Source organism: Propioniciclava sp., from assembly GCF_029977985.1.
In the GTDB taxonomy this organism is placed as follows: Bacteria; Actinomycetota; Actinomycetes; order Propionibacteriales; family Propionibacteriaceae; genus Propioniciclava.
Map to the genome: position 1 here is coordinate 1 of NZ_JARKOT010000292.1, position 20,558 is coordinate 20,558.

Consider the following 20,558-nt stretch of genomic DNA (forward strand, 5'->3'; position numbering starts at 1 on the left):
ATGAAAAACCCACCTGACAAAAACCAACCCCACAAAAAAGGGCCAGCAATCATCTCAAAGAAACATCACCCACCAAAGCAGGCGACGAGGACACCAACAACAAAACCGTTGTCAGTGCAAAAAAACAGACCCACCAAAAAATGGCAGGCCAACTGGCATTGACCTAAGCACGCTGTTGAGATCTCAAACTTCCACCACCAACCGCTCGGTTCGGATTTCTCCTCGCCGTGCGGGGCAACTCGAACAACCTTAGTCAGTCACATTCAGCGAGTCAAATCGACTCATTTGCTTCCTGCGACAGCCGACGCCGAACAAGCCTCTTGCGAGGATGAGATGGTCGTTGGTGGGTTGGTCGGCCACTCGGACCCGTCCGCTCCGGCCACCTGTGTGAGACGGCCGGCCCGTCCGGTTCCCCCGAGGGCTTGGTAAACATTACAGGCGCTCCACGCCCAGATCAAATCCGACGCGCGGCCCGGGCGTGTCGCGGGCGGTGATCCAGCGTCATCCGTTGCCAGCGACTCAACGGCCTCGGCACCGGAGTTGGTTCGACGCCGGGGGTCAACGCTGGAGTTGGACCGCCCCGACGGTCTTCTTGCCACGCCGCACGACGAGCCACGAGCCGGCCAGGAGGTCGGCGTCCGTCACGACGGCGTCCACATCGGTGACCTTGGCGTTGTTCAGGTAGGCGCCGCCTTCCTCGATCGCGCGTCGCGCAGCGGAGCGCGACGCGACGACGCCCGATTCGGCCAGCACGTCGATGACGGTGGGGAGAGTGTGGCTCACCGTGAGCACCGGGGCGCCCAGCTCCTTGCCGACGGCGGCAAGGGTGCGCGCATCCAGCTCGCGCAGTTCGCTGCGGCCGAACAGGGCCGCGGCAGCAGCCTCGGCCGACCTCCGTTCCTCCACCCCGTGGACGAGGTCGGTGATGTCGTCGGCGAGGGCGCGTTGCGCGATGCGCAGGTAGGGCTTCTCGGCCTGCTGGGCCGCGATGTCCTCGATCTCTGCGCGGGGTCGCTCGCTGAAGACCTTGAGGTAGTCGACGACCATGGCGTCCTCCGCGTTCAGGAAGAACTGGTGGAACGCGTACGGAGACGTCATCTCCGGGTCGAGCCAGACGGTGCCCGACTCGGTCTTGCCGAACTTGACACCGTCGGACTTGGTGAGCAGAGGTGTCGCGAGGGCGTGCACCCGCTCGCCCTCCGACCGCCGGATCAGCTCGACGCCCGCCGTGATGTTGCCCCACTGGTCGGAGCCGCCCGTCTGGAGGGTCACCCCGTAGGTGCGGAACAGCTCTCGGTAGTCGAGCGATTGGAGGAGCACGTAGCTGAACTCGCTGTAACTGATGCCGGACTCCAGCCGCGACCGCACCACCTCGCGGTCGAGCATCCTGTTCACCGAGAAGTGCTTCCCCACGTCGCGCAGGAAGTCGAGGGTGGAGAGTCTGCGGGTCCAGTCGAGGTTGTTCACGACCGTCGCGGCGTGGGGGCCGTCGAGGTCGATCAGCCGCGCAACCTGCGACCGGATGCGTTCGACCCAGCCTGCCACCAGGTCAGCGTCGTTCATGACGCGCTCGCCCGCCTGCTTCGGATCGCCGATCAGGCCCGTGGAGCCACCCACGAGGAGAAACGGCCGATGGCCGGCCCGCTGCAGCGCCCGGTGCACCATGATCTGGACCAGGTTGCCCATGTGAATGCTCGGCGCCGTCGGATCGAAGCCCACATAGGCCTGCCGCGACTCACCCTCGAGATGCTCGGCGAGTGCTCCGAGATCGGTCGAGTGGGCGATCAGCCCGCGCCAGGAGAGTTCTTCGATCACTGCGTTCACGAGCAGCAAGGTTAGCGTGCAGGCTGTCGTCGGCTGGACGGGGCCACGGTCTCGGCGAGCTCGACCGGCGCGGGTTCTCGACCAGCGGGCGGTCCCGACTAACCGTCAAGACACGAAGGCCCGGCCCTGAGCCGTCACGGCGGCCACCTCGGCCAGCTGCTCCGCTACCCGCGCCCGGGCGGTGCCGCCGCGGCCGTCGCGCGCGTCGATCGAGCCCGTCACGCTCAACACCTCGAGCACACCCTCGCCCAGCCTCGGGTCGATCGCGGCCAGATCGGACGCCGTCAGCTCCGTCAGGTCGATGCCGTGGCTCTCGCAGTACCGCACCGCCGCGCCGGAGATCTCGTGCGCCTGCGCGAACGGGACGCGCCGGCGCACCAGCCAGTCGGCCACGTCGGTGGCCAGCGAGAAGCCCTGCGGAGCCCGCTCGGCGAGACGCTCGGTGTGGAACTCCAGCGTCGCCACCATCCCCGTCACCGCCGGCAGCAGGACCCGCAGCTGGTCGAGACCGTCGAAGATGGGCTCCTTGTCCTCCTGGAGATCCCGGTTGTACGCCAGAGGCAGACCCTTGAGGGTCGTGAGCAGGCCGGCGAGATTGCCGATGAGGCGTCCGGCCTTGCCCCGGGCCAGTTCGGCCACGTCGGGGTTCTTCTTCTGCGGCATGATCGACGACCCGGTCGACCAGGCGTCGTCCAACGTCACGAAGCCGAACTCGACGGTGGACCAGAGGATGATCTCCTCGCTCATCCGCGACAGGTCCACCCCGATCATCGCCAGCACGAAGGCTGCCTCGGCCACCAGATCGCGGGCCGCCGTCCCGTCGATCGAGTTCGGCACCGAGCCGGCAAAGCCCAACTCGGCGGCCACGAAGTCGGGGTCGAGGCCGAGCGACGTGCCCGCCAACGCTGCCGACCCGTAGGGCGACAGGGCGAGGCGGGCGTCCAGATCGCGGAGCCGGTCCACGTCACGCAGCAGCGGCCAGGCGTGGGCCAGCAGATGGTGGCTCAGCAGCACCGGCTGCGCCGACTGCAGGTGCGTCCGCCCTGGCATGGGGGCGCCGAGATGTGCCTCGGCCTGGCCCCGCACGGCGTCCACGAGGTCGAGGACGTCGGACGCCACACCGCGCAGTTCCTCGCGGAGATACGCCCGGATGAGGGTCGCGATCTGGTCGTTGCGGGACCGGCCAGCGCGCAGGCGTCCGCCCAACTCGGGACCCACGCGCTCCATGAGCCCGCGCTCGAGGGCACCGTGCACGTCCTCGTCGGTGTCCGCGGCGACGAAGGCGCCCGACGCGACGTCGGCGTCCAGCTGCTCGAGCCCGGCCAGCATGCCAGCGAGCTCCTCGTCGGTGAGCAGCCCGGCGCGGTGCAAAGCACGGGCGTGCGCGCGCGAGCCGGCGAGGTCGTGGCGGGCGAGCCGCCAGTCGAACTGGGTGGACTTGCTGAGGGCGAACAACGCCTCCGCCGGACCGCCGGCGAACCGGCCGCCCCACAGTCGCCCCTCGCCGGCCGATGCTTCGGTCATCACGCCTCCTTGCCCCGCTCGCCCAAGCCGAGCAGGTAGTCCACGAGCGCGTCGCCGCCAGCAGGATCGCGGCTGACGAGCAGGATCGAATCGTCGCCCGCGATGGTACCGAGGGCCGCGTCCACGCCGGCCCGGTCGATCGCGGACGCGAGGTACTGGGCCGCTCCCGGCGGCGTCTTGAGCACGACGAGGTTGGCTGACGCCTCGGCCGACAGCAGCAACTCCCCCAGCAGGCGGGCCAGGCGACCCTCGGCACGAGTGGCGTCCGCCGGCTCGGTTTCCCGGAGCACATAGGCGAGGTCGCCGGCGGGCGTCCGGACGCGCAGGGCGCCGATGTCGGCGAGGTCGCGGCTGAGCGTCCCCTGCGACACGGCGAACCCGTCGGACGCCATCCGCTCGGCCAACTCGGTCTGCGAGCGGATCGTCGCATGGGTGAGGATCTCGACGATCCGCCCCTGCCGGGCCGCCTTCGACGCCGGCACCGCGCGCTCGCTCACGCCCCCACCCAGCCGGGCAGGGCATCGACGAACGGCTGCAACTCCGCGCGCGTGATGATGAGCGGCGGCGCGAGCCGGATGACGTCGGGCCGGGGCGCATTCACCAAGAAGCCGTCGCCGAGCGCCTTGAGCGCCACCTCGCGGCTGATGTCCTCGGTGAGCACGATGCCGCGCAACAGCCCCCGCCCGCGCACGTGCGCAACCTGTGGCAGGCCGAGACCCTCGATCGCAGCGGCCAGCCAGGCGCCCGTCTCGGCGACCTGGGCGAGCAGCCCCTCGGACTCGATGACGTCGATCACCTCGAGGGCCGCCCGGCACGCCAAGGGGTTGCCGCCGAACGTGGTGCCGTGGTGGCCCGGCTGCAGCAGCTCCCCCGCCGCCCCCAGCCCGACGCACGCCCCGATCGGGACGCCGCCCCCCAAGCCCTTCGCCAGCGTGACGAGATCGGGGACGACCCCGTCGGCCTGGCTGGCGAGCCACCTGCCGGTGCGGCCCATGCCCGTCTGCACCTCGTCGAGCCACAGCAGTGCCCCGTGCTCGTCACACAGCGCGCGGACCCGCGCCAGGTAGCCTTCGGGCGGTCCGACCACTCCCGACTCGCCCTGGATCGGCTCGACGACGACCGCCGCCACGGTGTCGTCGAGGGCCGCCGCGAGGGCGTCCGCGTCGCCGTACGGCACCCACGACACGCCCGCCGGCAGCGGCTCGAAGGGTTCGCGATAAGCCGCCGTCGCAGTGAGCGACAGCGCCCCCATCGTGCGGCCGTGGAACGAGCCCTCCATGGCGATGACCCGGGTGCGGCCCGTGCGGCGGGTCGCCTTGAGAGCGGCCTCGTTGGCCTCGGTGCCAGAGTTGCAGAGGAAGACGCGGGCCGCCAGGCCCGAATCGCCCGCGACGAGGGCGTCCAGCTTCTCGGCCAGGTCGATCTGCTGCGGGCTGGTGAACAGGTTCGAGACGTGCCCCAGCGTGGCCGCCTGGTCGGCGAGCGCCGCCACGAGGCGCGGATGGGCGTGCCCGAGCGCGTTCACCGCGATCCCCCCGAGCAGATCGAGGTAGCGGACGCCGTCGGCGTCCCACACGTACGGACCCTCGCCACGCACCAGGACGCGCGGTGGCGTCCCGAACGTGTTCATGAGGGCCGAGCCGTAGCGGGCCAGCAGGTCGGTGTTCCGAGCCTGGTCGTTCATGCCGGCACCACCATCGTTCCCACCCCTTCGTCGGTGAAGATCTCCAGCAGGATCGAGTGCTGCTGCCGCCCGTCGACGATCGTGGCCAGCGGGACGCCCGCGTCCACCGCGGCGAGGCAGGCCTCCATCTTGGGGATCATGCCGGACGACAAGGAGGGCAGCAGCGAGCGCAGCTCGGTGGTGGTGATCTCGGCGATGATCGAGTCGGTGTTCGGCCAGTCGGCGTACAGACCCTCGACATCGGTGAGGACGATGAGGCGCTCCGCGCCCAGCGAGGCCGCCAGTGCCGCAGCCGCGGTGTCGGCGTTGACGTTGAGGACGTCGCCGTCGGCGTCCGGGGCGACGGTCGCCACCACCGGGATGCGGCCCGCGTCGATGATGTCGGCGATCGCCGCCGTGTTGACACCGACCACCTCGCCGACGAGCCCGAGGTCGACCTGCTCTCCGTCGACGACCGCCGAGCGCTTCTGCGCGGTGAAGAGGTTGGCGTCCTCGCCGGACATGCCGACGGCCAGGGCCCCGTGCGCGTTGAGGAGGCCGACCAGCTCGCGCCCGACCTGGCCGACGAGCACCATACGGACCACCTCCATGGTCTCCGGCGTGGTCACGCGCAGGCCGCCCTTGAACTCGGACACCAGCCCGACGCGCTTGAGCATCGCGCTGATCTGCGGCCCGCCGCCGTGCACGACGACCACCCGGACGCCGCACCGCCGCAGGAACACCACGTCGGAGACGAACGCCTCCTGCAGCACGCGGCTCGTCATCGCGTTCCCGCCGTACTTGATGACCATGGTCGTGCCGGCGTACTTCTCCAGCCACGGCAGCGCCTCGACGAGGACGCCGGCCTTCTCGTACGCCGCGGTCTGCGCGGCCGTCGTGCGGATGAGGTTCGGGCTCATGAGGAGTACTCCGCGTTCTCCTTCACGTAGTCGTACGTGAGGTCGTTGGTCCAGAGGGTGGCGCTGGCATCGCCGGCGCCCAGGTCGATCTCGACGAGCACGTCGCGCCCTACGAGCGGAACGAGCGACCGGTCCTCGCCGAGGGCACCCTGGGCGAACACGGTGACACCGTTGAAGCTGACGCTCACCTGGTCGGGGTCGAACGTGGCACTCGATGTGCCCGCGGCGGCCAGGACGCGGCCCCAGTTGGGGTCGTCGCCGAAGATGGCGCACTTGAACAGGTTCGAGCGGGCCACCGCGCGGGCCACGTCGAGGGCGTCCGCCTCGGAGTCGGCGTGCGTGACGAGGATCTCGATGTCGTGCTTGGCGCCCTCCGCGTCGGTGATGAGCTGCCGGGCGAGCGACCCGCAGACGCCGGTGAGGGCCTGGGTGAACTCATCGATATCGGGGGCGTGACCCGACGCCCCGTTGGCCATCAGGATGACCGTGTCGTTGGTCGACATGCAGCCGTCGGAGTCCGTGCGGTCGAAGGTGAGGCCGGTCGCCTTCCGGAGGGCGGCATCGGCGTCGGTGGCGTCGATCACGGCATCGGTGGTGACGACGACCAGCATCGTGGCGAGAGCCGGCGCCAGCATGCCGGCGCCCTTGGCCATGCCGCCGACGGTCCAGCCGGCCTCGGAGGTGACGACGGCCTGCTTGCTGACGGTGTCGGTCGTCATGATGGCGCGCGCGGCGTCCGGGCCGCCCTGCGGGCTCAGCGCGTGCGCCGCCGTCGAGATGCCGGCCGCGACGGCGTCCATCGGCAACCGGACGCCGATGAGGCCGGTCGAGCACACGGCCACCTTGTCGGGGCTGGTGTGCACGGCGGACGCCGTCAGCTCGGCCATGGTGCGCGCGTCGACCAGGCCGTCGGGGCCGGTGCAGGCGTTGGCGCCGCCGGAGTTGAGGACGACCGCGTCGAGCCGGCCGTCGGCCAACGCGTCGATCGACCAGACCACGGGCGCCGCCTGGAAGCGGTTCGAGGTGAAAACGCCGGCGGCTACCCGGTGGGGGCCGGTGTTGACGACGAGGGCCAGATCGGGTTTCCCGGTGGCCTTGATGCCAGCGCTGATCCCGGCGGCGGTGAACTGGCTGGCTGCGGTGACGCTCACGGTGCGACTCCCCACGCGGTGAGGCCCCGGGTCTCGGGCAAGCCGAGGGCGATGTTCATGGACTGCACGGCACCGCCCGCGGTGCCCTTCGTGAGGTTGTCGAGCGCTGCGACCGCCACGATGCGGCCCGCCGCCTCGTCGACGGTCACCTGCACTTGAACGTGGTTGCTGCCCAGCACGGACTGCGTCATCGGCCACTGCCCCTGCGGCAACAGGTGGACGAAGGGCTCGTCGGCGTAGAAGTCGGCGTAGGCGGCGCGGACGTCGCCCGCCGAGGCTGACCCGCAGAGCGGGGCCGTGACGGTCGCGAGGATGCCTCGGGACATCGGCACCAGCACGGGCGTGAACGACAGGGTCGGGTTGTCGGCCCCGAGGAGGCGGAAGTTCTGCAGCATCTCGGGCGTGTGGCGGTGGCCGCCGCCGACCCCATAGGCGGACGCCGACCCCATCAGCTCGGCGCCCAGAAGGTGGGGCTTGAGCGCCTTACCGGCGCCGGAGGGCCCGGTGGGGGCGACGACGACCGTGTCGTGGGCGTCGGTGTGGCCGGCGACGATGGCCGGGGCGAGCGCAAGCGTCACGGTCGTCGGGAAGCAACCCGGGACGGCGATCCGCTTCGTGCCCGCGAGCACGGCGCGCTGGCCGGGCAGTTCGGGCAGGCCGTAGGGCCACGTGCCGGCGTGGGGCGTCCCGTAGAACTGCTGCCAGTCGTCGGCGGAGGACAACCGGAAGTCGGCGCCGGCGTCGACGACCAGCACGTCGGCGTCCAACTGCGCCGCCACCTCGGCGGAGGCGCCGTGGGGCAGGGCGAGGAAGACGACGTCGTGACCCGCGAGGTTCTCGACGGTGGTGTCGGCGACGACCTTCTCGGCGAGCGAGCTCAGATGAGGCTGGTGCTCGCCGAGGCGGGAGCCGGCGGAGGACTTGGCCGTGAGCGCGCCGATCTCGATGTTGTCGCGCACGCTGAGCAGGCGGAGGATCTCTCCCCCGGCGTAGCCGGTGCAGCCGGCAACCGCGATCCGTGTCGTCATGCGCATGATCATGCACGACTTCGCATGATTATGCCAATCGACCCCGGCGGCGTCCGAGGTGTGAGCGGGTGGGTTGGGCCAGGGACGCCTCCAGCGCGAAGACCGCGCCCTACCATGACCTCGTGAGCGCGACCCAGCGGAGGGTCTTCCGGCCACTGCGGCGGCCGCAACGCACGCTCGCGCTCTGGATCGCCGCCGCGACAGCGGTCACGCTCGTCGGCACGGTCGGCTACATGCTGCTGGAGGGCTGGACCTTCCTCGACTCGCTCTACATGACCGTGAACACCCTGGCCACCGTCGGGTTTCGCGAGATCGAGCCCATGCACCCGCCCGGGCTCATCTGGACCATGGCTCTGTCCGTGGCGGCGGTCGTCCTGATCTTCGGGACCGTGGGAGTCGTGGCCGAGACGATGCTGGCCGACATCGCCAGCGGCCGGAGAGAGGAACGACGCATGCAGAAACGCATCGACCTGCTCAGTGGGCACGTGATCGTGTGCGGGTTCGGGCGCGTGGGCGCCCAGGTGTCCGAGGAACTGCGCGCGGCCGGTCAGGACGTGGTCGTCTCCGACGTCGACGAGGAATCCCTCGGCCGGGCGGCCACCGCCGGCTTCCTCTTCGTGCACGGCGACTACACCACGGACGACGTGCTGCGCCGAGCCGGCATCGAACGCGCCCGCGTGCTCGTCAGCTGTATCGACAACGACGCCAACTCGGTGTTCGTGACCCTCACCGCCCGCGCGCTCAACCCCGACCTGTTCCTGATCGGCCGGGCCGGAACAGCCTCCGTCGTCAGCAAGCTGCGCCAAGCAGGTGCCAACCGTGCGGTCTCGCCCTATGTGATGGCCGGACGCCGCATCATCGAACTCGCGCTGCGCCCCGGCGTCGTGGACTTCATCGACCAGGCCCTCTCCCCCGGCCAGCCGACCTTCTCGATGGAGGAACTGGAGATCAGGCCTGCGAGCCCGCTCATCGGCCGGACCGTCGGCGACCTGCGTGCCCTCGGCGTGTTCACGCTCGCCATCATGACCGGGCCGCGCGCCTACGCTGCGAGCCCACCCGACGACCGTGCGCTCGGAGCGGGCATGCGACTCATCGTGTCCGGTCCGAGCGACCAGATCGGCACCCTCGCCGACGCGGCGCAAGGCTGACCTCGACGGCGTCCGGGTGGCCACAAGCCGGCGCCGGACAGTAAACTGCTTTGCTGGAGTGCCGGGAAGTCTGGTCGGCCGGGAGGATCTCCCGTGACGACGAACCACAACCCGAACGGACCCGCATGACCCAACCACCGACCCCCGCGCGCCGCCGACGCATCCTCGAGCCCGGCAGCTACGGTGAGTTCCTCCGCGTCGGCGCCATCCTCCGCAAGGAGACGACCGGCGGTCTGCTGCTCATGGTCGCGGCGCTGCTGGCTGTCGTGCTGGCCAACTCACCGCTGGCCGACGGCTACTTCGCGGTGCGCGACACCCCTGTGGGCTTCGACCCCTGGCACCTCCGCCTGACCATCGGCCACTGGGCGGCCGACGGGCTGCTCGCCGTGTTCTTCTTCCTCGTGGGGCTGGAGCTCAAGCACGAGTTCGTGGCCGGTGACCTGCGCGATCCGGCACGCGCGTCGGTGCCCATGGTCGCGGCGGCGGCCGGCGTCGCGGTGCCCGCGCTCATCTACGCCGCGATCAACCTGGCCAACCCGACGTCGCTGGGCGGCTGGGCGATCCCGGCGGCGACCGACATCGCGTTCGCCGTCGCCGTGCTCGCCCTCATCGGCACCCACCTGCCCGCTGCCCTGCGCGTCTTCCTGCTCACCCTCGCCGTCGTGGACGACCTCATCGCGATCCTCATCATCGCCCTCTTCTACACCGCCGAGGTGCACCTGACGCCGCTGCTCCTGTTCGTCCTGCCGGTCGCCGGGTACGCCTGCCTCGTGCAGCGCTTCCCCGCATTCTTCGCCACCCGCCGGTGGGCGCCCTGGCTGATCCTGCTGCCGCTCGGCTTCGTGGCGTGGGCCTTCCTGCACGCGTCGGGCATCCACGCGACCATCGCGGGCGTGGTGCTCGGATTCACCGTCCCCGTCCTGCGCAAGGACGGCCGCGACGGCCCCGGCCTGGCCCGGACCTTCGAGCACCTGTACCGGCCCCTCTCGACCGGCATCGCGGTGCCCGTGTTCGCCTTCTTCTCCGCCGGCGTCGCCGTGGGCGGGCTCGGCGGTCTGGCGCACGCCATCGGGACGCCGGTCGCGCTCGGCATCATCGGCGGACTGGTGCTGGGCAAGCCCCTCGGCATCGTGACCGCGACCTTCATCATGACCCGCTTCACCCGCGCGTCGCTCGACGCGTCCCTGCGCTGGATCGACCTGGCCGGCGTCGGCCTGCTGGCCGGGATCGGGTTCACGGTGTCGCTCCTCGTCGGCGAGCTCAGCTTCGGACTTGGCAGCCCCTACAACGATGCCGCGAAGGTGGGCGTCCTCGTCGCATCGGTCGTCGCCGCGCTGGCCGCGGCCGTCGTCCTCGTGCCCCGCAACCGGCGCTACCGGCGGCTCGCCCTGGCCGAGGTGGCGGACGCCGACGCCGACGGCGTCCCGGACGCGTTCGACACCGCGCCGGACGATCCCCGCCGAGCCTGAGGGTGCGGGCCTTCGTGCCGAGGGCCTCAGTCCTGGCGGGAGAGATCGGTGGTGTGGACGAGCAACTCGCCGGCGGCGTCGCACTCGTCGAGGTCGACCCACGCGTGCAGCGCCCAATCATGGTTGCCGGCCGGGTCGGCGACGATCTGGGTGACCTGCCACGTGCGGCCCCGCTCCTCGACCACGAAGAACCGGGGACCGCGGGCGTCGGCGTCCGTGCCGACCTCGTCATGTTCGGCGTAGTAGGCGTCGAGGGCGGCGTCCCAATCGGTGCGGGTCATGATGACCTGCTGGCCCGTTTCGAGGGCGGCGAGCGTGTCGAGGTCGTCTGCGGCCATGAGCTCGATGCGGCGCCACAGGGCATTGCGGACGAGCACGCGGAACGCGCGCTCGTTCCCCGTGACGGGCCGGGCAGGTGGCGGCGGGGCGTCGTCACCGGACGCCGCCGGCTCGCCCATGAGCCCCGCCAGTTTCGTCCACTCGTCGAGGAGCGAGGAGTCGACCAGGCGGACGACCTCGCCCAGCCAGGCGATCAGGTCGGCCAACTCGGGGGTGCGGGACGCCTCGGGCACGGTCTGGCGCAGGGCGCGCCAGGCGTCGGAGAGGTAGCGGAGGAGGAGACCCTCGGAGCGCTGCACCTTGTAATGGGCGACGAACTCGCCGAAGGTCATGCCGCGGGCGTACATGTCACGGACGATCGCCTTCGGTGACACCGGGGTCTCGTTGAGCCACGGGTGGGCGACGGCGTACCGGGAGTGGAGATGTTCGAGGTGCTCGCCGAGGGGCTGCGGCCAGGTGACGCCGTCGAGGATCTCCTGGCGCTCGTCGAACTCGACGCCGTCGGCCTTGAGCTCGGCGACCACCTCGCCGCGGGCCCGGAACTGCTGGGCGAGCAGGATGACCATGGGGTTCTCCAGCGTCGCCTCGATGACGCTGACCACGTCGAGGGCGTAGGTGGGGGCGTCCGGGTTGAGGGTCTCGATGGCGGCGAGGGCGAACGCGCTGAGGGGCTGGTTGAGGGCGAAGTCGCGCTGCAGATCGACGTTCAGGGCGTAGTGGCGACCGCCCGGGGTCGGCTCGTCGAGGCGCACGACGACGCCCGCGCGCACGAGCGAGCGGGCGAGCTGGGCGGCGCGCTTGACGAGCCGGCGGCGTCCGACCGGGTCGGGATGGGTGGAATCGATGAGGCGCAGCACGGCGGTGCCGGTGTCGGCGTCGCGCTGCAGGAGGTTGAGCAACAGGGCGTGGCTCACCTTCAGGCGGGGGTGGAGCTCCTCGGGCTGGGACTCGATGAGCCGGGTGAACGTGGACTCGGTGTAATTGACGAAGTCTGTGGGCGGCTGCTTGCGGCGGACCGAGCGGAGCTTCTTGGGGTCGTCGGCGAACTTGGCGAGGATGCGGGCGTTCTCGACCTCGTGCTCGGGCGCCTGGGCGACGACGTACCCGACCGTGTCGAAGCCGGCCCGACCGGCCCGCCCAGCGATCTGGTGGAACTCGCGGCTGCGGAGAACACGCTGGCGGCGTCCGTCGAACTTGGTGAGGGCGCTGAAGAGGACGGTCCGGATGGGGACGTTGATGCCGACACCGAGGGTGTCCGTGCCGCAGATGACCGCGAGGAGGCCGCGCTGGGCGAGGCGCTCGACGAGGCGGCGGTAGCGGGGCAGCATGCCGGCGTGGTGGACGGCGATGCCGGCGCGGAGCAGTTTCTGCAGCGTCGTGCCGAAGCCGCCGGCGAAGGCGAACCCACGCAGGGCGTCGGTCAGTTCGGCACGACGGGAGGCGTCCGGGATGCCCTGGCTGAGGAGCGCCTGGGCGCGCTCGACCGACGCAGCCTGCGTGCCGTGGACGACGTAGACGGGCGCCTGGTGGGTCTCGACGAGCGTGGCGATGGTCTCGTGAATGGGCTCGAGCGACCAGCTGAAACTGAGCGGGACGGGCCGCTCGGCGCCCCCGACGATGGCCGTCTCGCGGCCGGTGGTGGCCGTGAGCCGGGCCGCGAGGCGGGTGACGTCGCCGAGGGTGGCGGACATGATGAGGAACTGCGCCTGCGGAAGTTCGACCAGGGGCACGTGCCAGGCCCAGCCGCGGTCCGGATCGGCGACGAAGTGGAACTCGTCGGCGACGACCTGCCCGACGTCGGCGTCCGCCCCCTCGCGGAGGGCTAGGTTGGCAAGGATCTCGGCGGTGCAGCAGACGATGGGGGCGTCGGGGTTGACCGACGCGTCTCCGGTCACCATGCCGACGTTGTCCGCCCCGAACGTGTCGACCAGCGCGAAGAACTTCTCGCTGACGAGCGCCTTGATCGGCGCCGTGTAGAAGGTGCGCACACCGCGGGCGAACGCCGCGAAGTGAGCGGCGGTGGCGATGAGCGTCTTGCCGGAGCCCGTGGGCGTCGTGACGACGACGTTGGCCCCCACGAGGAGTTCGAGCAGCGCCTCCTCTTGGTGGGGGTAGAGCGTGAGCCCCTGCGCCGTCGCCCAGGCGACGAAGCCCGTCTCGAGGTCGTCCGGGTCGGCGCCGCCGCCGGGCGGCAGGAAGTCGGTGATGAGCATGGCCCACCCATCCTTCCACGGCCGCCGCGTGCCCGCCCTCAACGCGTCCTGCGGGGGTGGGAACCACACCGTCGAGTGGCTTTCGTGCGGTCATCGGCGCCCAGACGGACGAAGACCACTCCGTGGCGTGGGTCTGCGATGCCCTCAGGGTGGGAGGATGGCGGCCATGCGGACCGGTCGCTCGCCCCTGCACCCCTCGCACCCCGGCGCCGTCGTCGGGGCGCTCTGCTCGGTGTTCGCCCTCGGCCTCACCGCGTGCAGCACAACCGCCACGCCGAGCACGCTCGCCCCCACCCCTACGGTGTCCACCACCACGGCCAGCGCACCGACGGCGTCCACGACGCCCACGGCCTTCCCCACGCCGAGCGAGACACCCACGCCCACGCCCACACCGACACCGACACCGACGCCCACGCCCACGCCGACGGCGTCCGGACTCGCGGCCTGCCCGGCCTCGGACGGGGAGCAGGTGAAGAGTGCGCCCGGACAGGGCAAGACGGTGGCGCTGACGTTCGACGACGGCCCGAGCGACTTCACCCTCGAGGTGGCCGACGTGCTGGCGGCCGAGGGCGTCCATGCCACGTTCTTCGTCACGGGAGAGCATGCGGCCGCCCACCCGGACATCGTCCGCACGCTGGCGCAGCGCGGCCACCTCGTCGGCACGCACTCGATGGAGCACCGCTACCCCAAGCAGGTCAGTGGCGGTTGGACGACGGCTTACGTGACCGGGCAGATCACGGACGCCCGCGCCACCGTGAGCGCGCTGACGGGCGACCCAGCGTGCTTCTTCCGGCCACCCGGCGGCTTCCTCGACCATGTGCCCGCCGCGGCCCGCGCCACCGACGTGGCCGTCGTGATGTGGAGCGTCGATTCTCTCGACTGGAAGCAGCCCGCCAGCACGACCCGGTCAGCCACCGCCGCCATCGTCGATCGGGCCACCACGACCGGCGGCGCCAAACACCCCATCGTCCTGTTCCACGACGGCAAGGCGAGCGGGGAGTCCGACGCGAGAGTGTCCCCCAACCGCTCCAACACGGTCGCCGCACTGCCCGAGGTCATCGCCTGGTACCGCGATCACGGCTACACGTTCGTCCGCATGGACGGGGCGTCCTAACCGACGCCGGCCGGGGCCCGTGGGGCTCCGGCCGGCGTGTGCGTGTGCAGCGGTGCGGTCACGCGCGCAGTTCGGCCCCCCAGTCGGACGCCGCCCGCGCGACCGCCGCATCCCGGGCCGAGGCGACCTCGGCGTCGGTGAGCGTCCGATCGGCGGCGCGGAAGCGGAGCGCGAACGCCACCGACTTCTTGCCTTCGGGCACCGGCTGGCCGGTGTAGACGTCGAACAGGCGCACCGACTCGAGCAGCTCACCCGCGCCGGCCGCCAGGGCCGCCTGCAGGTCGGCGGCCGGCACGCCGGCCTCCACGACGAGCGCGACGTCCTCCTTCACGACGGGGTGCGTCGACAAGGACGCCACCTCGCCCGCCTCGCCGGCGCGGGAGAGGAGGAGGTCGAGGTCGAGCTCGAGCGCCGCCGTCCGCGCGGGGAGGCCGAACGCCTTGACGACGCTCGGATGCAGCTCCCCCGCATGACCCACGACGACCCCACCGACGATGAGTCCCGCGCAGCGTCCGGGGTGCCACGGCATGACGGACGCCGCCGCGCGCGTCAGGTCGACGCCCACGGTGTTCCCCACGATGTCAGAAAGGCCGAACACCTGCTGCCAGCCCGCGGGCTGGGCCGGAGCGTTCCAGCCGGCCGGGAGCCAGTCGCCCGTCACGACCGCCGCCAGGTGACGCGGCTGGTCGGGCAGCGTGGCCTCGATGGCGGCTAGCTCCGCATCGGAGGGGCGAACGGCCACGCCGGGCAGCGGCGTCGGCTCGTCGCCGACGTCGAAGTACACGCGGCCGGCCTCGAACAGCGCCACGTCCTCGACGCCCCGCGACGCGTTCCGCGCGAGCGCCCCGAACAGCCCCGGCAGGATCGACGTGCGCAGCACCGGCGCCGTGTCGGCAAGCGGATTCGCGAGACGCACCGCCCGCCGCCGCCGGTCGTCGGCGGGGAGCCCGAGGGCGTCGGCGTCGGTCTCGGCGACCCACGGGAACGTAAGCACCTCCACGAACCCGGCCGTCGCGATCGCCCGCGTGAGCGCCCGGCGCAGCTGCTGCTCGCGCGTGTACCCGCGGCCCGCCGGCGCCGTGGGCACCACCGAGGGCAGCTGGTCGTAACCGATCTTGATGCCCACCTCCTCGACGTAGTCGTACGGGTCGACGAGGTCTCCGCGCCACGTGGGCGGGGTGAGGGTGAGGGTCTCGCCCTCCCGCTCGACCGTCACCCCGGACGCCGTCAGGATGTCGACCACCCGGTCGGCGGGCGCCGGCATGCCGAGAATGCGTTCGGGCAGGTCGGCGGCGATGGTCTGTGTCGGCATCGCGGGGACTCCGCCGGCGACGGTCTCGGCGACCAGCGTGCCGCCCCCCAGGGCGACGAGCAGATCGACCACGCGCCGCGCGGCACCGTAGGCGGCAGCCGGGTCGACGTAGCGCTCGAACCGTCGGGACGCCTCGCTCAGCAGCTTGTGGCGCCGCGACGTGCGCGCGATCGCGATCGGATCGAAGTGCGCCGCCTCCACGACGATGCGGGTCGTCGTGTCGCGCAGCTCGGTGTTCTCCCCGCCCATGACGCCCGCGAGGCCGATGGCCCCGGTGCCGTCGGTGATGAGCAGGTCCTCGGGGTCGAGCGTGCGCGTCGCCCCGTCGAGCGTGACGAGGGTTTCCCCCGCTTCCGCGCGCCGGACGACGATCGGCCCGGCGAGGGCGTCCGCGTCGTAGCAGTGGTTCGGCTGGCCGGTCTCGAGCATCACGTAGTTCGAGATGTCGACCGCGAGCGAGATCGACCGCATGCCGCAGGCAGCCAGCCGCTGCTTCATCCAGGCCGGGCTGGGCACAGACGGGTCCACACCCTCGACCGTGAGCGCCACGAACAGCGGGCACGCGTCCGATTCCAGCCGGATCGGGTAGCCGCCCTGGGACGCGGCCGGCGTCACCTGGGTGATCGGATCGGTGAACCCGACCCCCAACGCCTGGGCCGCCTCGCGCGCGAGACCGCGCACCGACAGGCAGTAGCCCATGTCGGAGGTGATCGGCATGTCGAGCACCTCGTCAACCACACCCATCGCCGCCAACGCAGGGGCGCCGAGCGCCCAGGGCTCACCGGCGTCCGTCGTCGCGGGCAGCACGATGATGCCGGAGTGGTCCTCGCCGATGCCCAGCTCGTCCTCGGCGCAGATCATGCCGTCGGAGACGTGGCCATAGGTCTTGCGCGACCCGATCTCGAACCCGCCGGGCAGCGTCGTTCCCGGCAGCGCCACGACCACGTGGTCGCCCGCGGCGAAGTTCAGCGCACCGCAGATGACGCCGCGCGGCCAGTACTCCCCCGCCTCGGACACGAGGGCCGAGACCGTCTCGCCGGAGCGCAGGGGCCCGGGGGCGGCGTCCGGAGCGAGCTCCGGGCCGACATCGACGTGGCACCAGCGGATGGTCTTGCCATTCTTCTGGGGCTCCTCGACGAAGTCCACGGCGCGGCCGATCACGAGCGGTCCCGTGATGTCGCCGCCGATCGACTCGACGCGCTCCACCTCCAGCCCGGCCCGGACCAGCGCCTCGGCCAGCTCACGGCCGGTCAGCCCGGCCGGCAGCGCGGCGTACTCGCCGATCCATCCCTTCGTGGCCCGCATTAGCGTCCCTCTCCCTTCAACGACCGGCTGAACCGCACGTCGCCCTCGACCATGTCGCGCATGTCCTCGGCGTTGTTGCGGAACATGAGCGTCCGCTCGATACCCATGCCGAACGCGAACCCGGAATACTCGTCCGGGTCGACGCCCGCCGCGCGCAACACGCGCGGGTTGACGACGCCACAGCCGCCCCACTCGATCCAACCCTCGCTGCGGCACGTGCGACAGGGGGCGTCCGGGTTGCCGACGGAGGCGCCGTGGCAGACGAAGCACTCCAGATCCATCTCGGCGCTCGGCTCGGTGAACGGGAAGTAGTTCGGCCGGAACCGGGTCTTGACATCGCCGAACATCGCCCGCGCCAGGTGGTCGAGCGTGCCCTTGAGGTGGGCCAGCGTGATGCCCTTGTCGACCACAAGGCCCTCGATCTGGTGGAACGCCGGCACGTGGGTGGCGTCGAACTCGTCCGAGCGGAACACCTTGCCGGGGCACACCACGTAGACGGGCAGCTCGCGGTTGAGCAACGCCCGCACCTGCACCGGCGACGTGTGCGTCCGCAGGACCCGGTGGCTACCCGCCGGCTCGACGAACAGCGTGTCGGTCTCGGCACGCGCCGGGTGATCGGGGTGCAGGTTGAGGGCGTCGAAGTTCATCCACTCCGCCTCGACCTCGGGACCCTCCGCGATCTCCCAGCCCATCGCGACGAACACGTCCCCCATAAGGTCCATGAGCCCGGTGATCGGGTGAATCGCCCCCTGCGGCGCCAGCGCCACCGGCAGAGTCACGTCGACGGCCTCCTGCGTGAGCGCCCGCTCGAGCTCGGCGGCCTCGATCTGCGTGGTGCGTTCAGCGAGCGCCGCGTTGATGCGACCCCGCGCCGCACCCATGCGCTGGCCGGCGTCCCGACGGGCAGCCGGCGGCAGCGCGCCGATCTCGCGGTTGGCCAGCGCGATCGGCGACCTCTCGCCGGTGTGGGCCAACCGCGCCTGCTTGAGTGCACCGCTGTCGGACGCCGCCGCGAACGCAGCCAGCGCATCCGCGACGTAGCCGGCCAACGATTCCTCGCTCAGCGCGGCCACTTCCTTGGGGTCATAGGTGTCGTTCGGCCCCGACATGGGCCCTCCTTGCTCGGTCAACGTTTCAGTTCTTCTTCGCGGGCTGGGTCTTCGTCGCGTGCTGCGCGGACGCCGACGCGTACAGACACACGGCCGCGGCGGTCGCGAGGTTCAGCGACTCCGCATGCCCGTAGATCGGCACCGCCACGGTCGCATCGGCCAGCTCGGCGTGCTCCAGGGGCAGCCCCCACGCCTCGTTGCCCATGACCCACGCGGTCGGCTGGGCGAGGGCATCCCCGAGATCGGTGAGGTCGGTGCCGATGGCGCCGTCGGTCGCGAACACCTGCAGGCCGGCGTCCCGACACGCGACGATGGCGTCGGCCAACTCCACGCCGACGACCAGCGGCAGGTGGAACATGCTACCCACCGACGCCCGCACCGCCTTCGGGTTGTAGACCTCGACCGAGCCGGACGTGAACACGACGGCGTCCGCCCCGAACGAGTCCGCACAACGGATGACGGTGCCGGCATTGCCGGGGTCGCGGATCTGCGCGCAGATCACGACGAGCCTCGCCCCTGAATCGGTGCCGAGCACGTCGGCCAGCGGCACGTCGAGCTGCTTGGAGACCGCGACGATGCCCTGCGGCGTCACCGTGTCGGTGAGCGTCGCGAGGTTCTGTTCGCTCACCGCATACACCAGGACGCCGGCGGCGCGGGCGTCCTCGACGAGATCGACGTTCTCGCGCGCCTGTGCCCAGCGCACGAACAGCGATTCGACCAGCCCGGGGGTGCGTAGCGCCTCGCGCACCGCCTGCCGGCCCTCCACGAGAAACCGGCCAGTCGCCTTGCGCTCCTTGCGGCGCTGCAGCTTGCGGGCGTCGGCCAACACCGACTTGCTGGGTTCGTCCAGTTCGAGACGTTCGCTCGTCATGACAGTCCTTCCGAATGAATCCGCGATCACATTGCCACACCCGACGCAACCCCGCACCGACCGCGGCGGCGGCGTCCGGACATGCGCGCGCGGCAGCCCAGGGCGAGGGGCCCCAAGCTGCCGCGCGGCGTTGGTGAGTCTCAGGCGGCTGCAGGCTGGTTGGCCTTGGCCAGCTCGACGAGCGAGGCGAAGGTCGCCTCGTCGTTGACGGCCAGGTCAGCCAGGATCTTGCGGTCGACCTCAACGCCGGCGGCCTTGAGGCCCGAGATAAATCGGTTGTACGTCATGCCGTTGGCGCGGGCCGCGGCGTTAATGCGCTGGATCCACAGGGAGCGGAAGTCGCCCTTCTTGTCCTTGCGGTGCGCGTAGCTGTACGTGTAGCTGTGGAGCAGCTGCTCCTTCGCCTTGCGGTACAGGCGCGAGCGCTGCCCGCGGTAGCCGGACGCCTGGTCCAGTACCTCTCGGCGCTTCTTCTTCGCGTTCACGGAACGCTTGACGCGAGCCATGGTGGTTCTCCTTGGTGCTTGTCGGTGGGTCGGGGAGGGAGGCTCAGAGGCCGAGAAGGCGCTTGGCCTTCTTGACGTCGGCCTGGGCGAGCTCGACGTCGTTGCTCAGGCGGCGGGTGCGCGTGGTGGGCTTGTGCTCGTTGAGGTGCCGCTTGCCCGCACGCTGGCGCATGAGCTTGCCGCTCCCGGTGACCCGGATGCGCTTCTTGGCACCGGAGTGCGTCTTCATCTTCGGCATGTCGCCGCTCTCTTTCTCTTCTCGTGCCGGACCCGGTTGCGGGCCCGGAGGCTGGTGGGGTTGCGGGGCTTACAGATCGATGTCGGGGTCGAGGTTGTCGGCCGGCCCGCGCTTGCGCTTGGGCTGGGCGGCCGCCTGGTGTGCGGCTCGCTGCTCGGCGGCCTCACGGGCCTCTGCCTCGGCGTCGGCCGCACGCTGTTCGGCCTTGGCGGCCTTCGCCGCCTTCTCCTCGGCGCGGGCCTCGGCCTTGCGCCGCGTCGGGGCCAGCACCATGAGCATGTTGCGGCCGTCCTGCCGCGGCTGGCTCTCGACGCTGCCGTCTTCGGCGACGTCGTCAGCCAGGCGCTTCAACAGGTTGAAGCCGAGTTCCGGGCGGCTCTGCTCGCGGCCACGGAACATGATGGTGATCTTCACCTTGTCGCCGCCGCGGAGGAATCGGACCACGTGGCCCTTCTTGGTCTCGTAATCGTGGTCGTCGATCTTCGGGCGGAGCTTCATCTCCTTGATCACCGTGTTGGCCTGGTTGCGTCGGCTCTCGCGCGCCTTCTGGGCGCTCTCGTACTTGAACTTGCCGTAGTCCATGAGCTTCGCTACCGGCGGACGGGCCTGCGGCGCGACCTCGACCAGGTCGAGATCGGCCTCGCGTGCCAGTCGCAGCGCGTCGTCAATGCGCACGATGCCCACCTGCTCGCCGTTCGGGCCGACCAGGCGTACCTCGTTCACATGGATGCGCTCGTTGATGCGCGGTTCAGTGCTGATGGGTTTTCCTTCCCTCATGCTTCTCGGGTGTTCGGGTGAACCGAAAAGGGCTTCCGCAGCATGCG

General features: G+C 71.0%; 17 protein-coding genes. 3 read left to right on the plus strand and 14 right to left on the minus strand.

Annotated features, from left to right (window positions below):
* Positions 1-558 precede the first annotated feature (558 nt).
* The 7 genes from tyrS to argC all read right to left on the minus strand — a co-directional run bounded on the left by tyrS (position 559) and on the right by argC (position 8,110).
* On the minus strand, positions 559-1,824 hold the full coding sequence (tyrS, locus tag Q1K57_RS15420) for a tyrosine--tRNA ligase (RefSeq protein ID WP_300084251.1): 1,266 nt from the start codon (positions 1,822-1,824) through the stop codon (positions 559-561).
* 105 nt (positions 1,825-1,929) lie between these two features.
* On the minus strand, positions 1,930-3,348 hold the full coding sequence (gene argH, locus Q1K57_RS15425) for an argininosuccinate lyase (protein ID WP_300084253.1): 1,419 nt from the start codon (positions 3,346-3,348) through the stop codon (positions 1,930-1,932).
* Positions 3,348-3,845, minus strand: a complete 498-nt coding sequence (gene argR, locus Q1K57_RS15430) for an arginine repressor (RefSeq protein WP_300084255.1) — start codon at positions 3,843-3,845, stop codon at positions 3,348-3,350. Before argR ends, argH begins: the two co-directional genes overlap by 1 nt.
* Positions 3,842-5,032 (minus strand): acetylornithine transaminase, encoded by a 1,191-nt coding sequence (locus Q1K57_RS15435; RefSeq protein ID WP_300084257.1) that lies wholly within the window; start codon positions 5,030-5,032, stop codon positions 3,842-3,844. Before Q1K57_RS15435 ends, argR begins: the two co-directional genes overlap by 4 nt.
* Positions 5,029-5,931, minus strand: a complete 903-nt coding sequence (argB, locus tag Q1K57_RS15440; protein ID WP_300084259.1) for an acetylglutamate kinase — start codon at positions 5,929-5,931, stop codon at positions 5,029-5,031. The genes Q1K57_RS15435 and argB overlap by 4 nt, the downstream gene beginning before the upstream one ends.
* Complete coding sequence (argJ, locus tag Q1K57_RS15445) at positions 5,928-7,082, minus strand: bifunctional glutamate N-acetyltransferase/amino-acid acetyltransferase ArgJ (RefSeq protein ID WP_300084262.1); 1,155 nt, start codon at positions 7,080-7,082, stop codon at positions 5,928-5,930. The genes argB and argJ overlap by 4 nt, the downstream gene beginning before the upstream one ends.
* Positions 7,079-8,110, minus strand: coding sequence for an N-acetyl-gamma-glutamyl-phosphate reductase (gene argC, locus Q1K57_RS15450; protein ID WP_300084264.1), 1,032 nt, complete (start codon positions 8,108-8,110; stop codon positions 7,079-7,081). Before argC ends, argJ begins: the two co-directional genes overlap by 4 nt.
* Before the next feature lie 122 nt (positions 8,111-8,232).
* Here argC and Q1K57_RS15455 point away from each other — a divergent pair, with 122 nt between their 5' ends.
* Positions 8,233-9,258, plus strand: a complete 1,026-nt coding sequence (locus Q1K57_RS15455) for a potassium channel protein (protein ID WP_300084266.1) — start codon at positions 8,233-8,235, stop codon at positions 9,256-9,258.
* A 125-nt stretch (positions 9,259-9,383) separates the two neighbouring features.
* Complete coding sequence (gene nhaA / locus Q1K57_RS15460) at positions 9,384-10,727, plus strand: Na+/H+ antiporter NhaA (protein WP_300084268.1); 1,344 nt, start codon at positions 9,384-9,386, stop codon at positions 10,725-10,727.
* A 26-nt stretch (positions 10,728-10,753) separates the two neighbouring features.
* Here nhaA and Q1K57_RS15465 read toward each other — a convergent pair whose 3' ends face one another.
* Complete coding sequence (locus Q1K57_RS15465; protein ID WP_300084270.1) at positions 10,754-13,279, minus strand: DEAD/DEAH box helicase; 2,526 nt, start codon at positions 13,277-13,279, stop codon at positions 10,754-10,756.
* 166 nt (positions 13,280-13,445) lie between these two features.
* On the opposite strand from Q1K57_RS15465, the gene Q1K57_RS15470 reads away from it, so the two are divergent.
* Entirely contained in the window at positions 13,446-14,393 is a 948-nt protein-coding gene (locus Q1K57_RS15470) for a polysaccharide deacetylase family protein (protein ID WP_300084272.1), read from the plus strand.
* Between the two features lie 58 nt (positions 14,394-14,451).
* On the opposite strand, the gene pheT is transcribed toward Q1K57_RS15470, so the two are convergent.
* The 6 genes from pheT to infC form a co-directional block, all read right to left on the minus strand.
* Complete coding sequence (gene pheT / locus Q1K57_RS15475; RefSeq protein WP_300084274.1) at positions 14,452-17,010, minus strand: phenylalanine--tRNA ligase subunit beta; 2,559 nt, start codon at positions 17,008-17,010, stop codon at positions 14,452-14,454.
* The gene (gene pheS / locus Q1K57_RS15480; RefSeq protein WP_300084276.1) at positions 17,010-18,119 is read right to left on the minus strand and encodes a phenylalanine--tRNA ligase subunit alpha; all 1,110 of its coding nucleotides are present in this window, start codon (positions 18,117-18,119) and stop codon (positions 17,010-17,012) included. Before pheS ends, pheT begins: the two co-directional genes overlap by 1 nt.
* Before the next feature lie 25 nt (positions 18,120-18,144).
* Positions 18,145-18,990, minus strand: coding sequence for an RNA methyltransferase (locus Q1K57_RS15485; protein ID WP_300084278.1), 846 nt, complete (start codon positions 18,988-18,990; stop codon positions 18,145-18,147).
* Positions 18,991-19,130: 140 nt separating this feature from the next.
* Positions 19,131-19,496 (minus strand): 50S ribosomal protein L20, encoded by a 366-nt coding sequence (gene rplT / locus Q1K57_RS15490; protein WP_300084280.1) that lies wholly within the window; start codon positions 19,494-19,496, stop codon positions 19,131-19,133.
* A 43-nt stretch (positions 19,497-19,539) separates the two neighbouring features.
* Entirely contained in the window at positions 19,540-19,734 is a 195-nt protein-coding gene (gene rpmI / locus Q1K57_RS15495) for a 50S ribosomal protein L35 (RefSeq protein ID WP_300084282.1), read from the minus strand.
* A 69-nt stretch (positions 19,735-19,803) separates the two neighbouring features.
* The gene (gene infC, locus Q1K57_RS15500; protein WP_300084284.1) at positions 19,804-20,511 is read right to left on the minus strand and encodes a translation initiation factor IF-3; all 708 of its coding nucleotides are present in this window, start codon (positions 20,509-20,511) and stop codon (positions 19,804-19,806) included.
* Positions 20,512-20,558 lie beyond the last annotated feature (47 nt).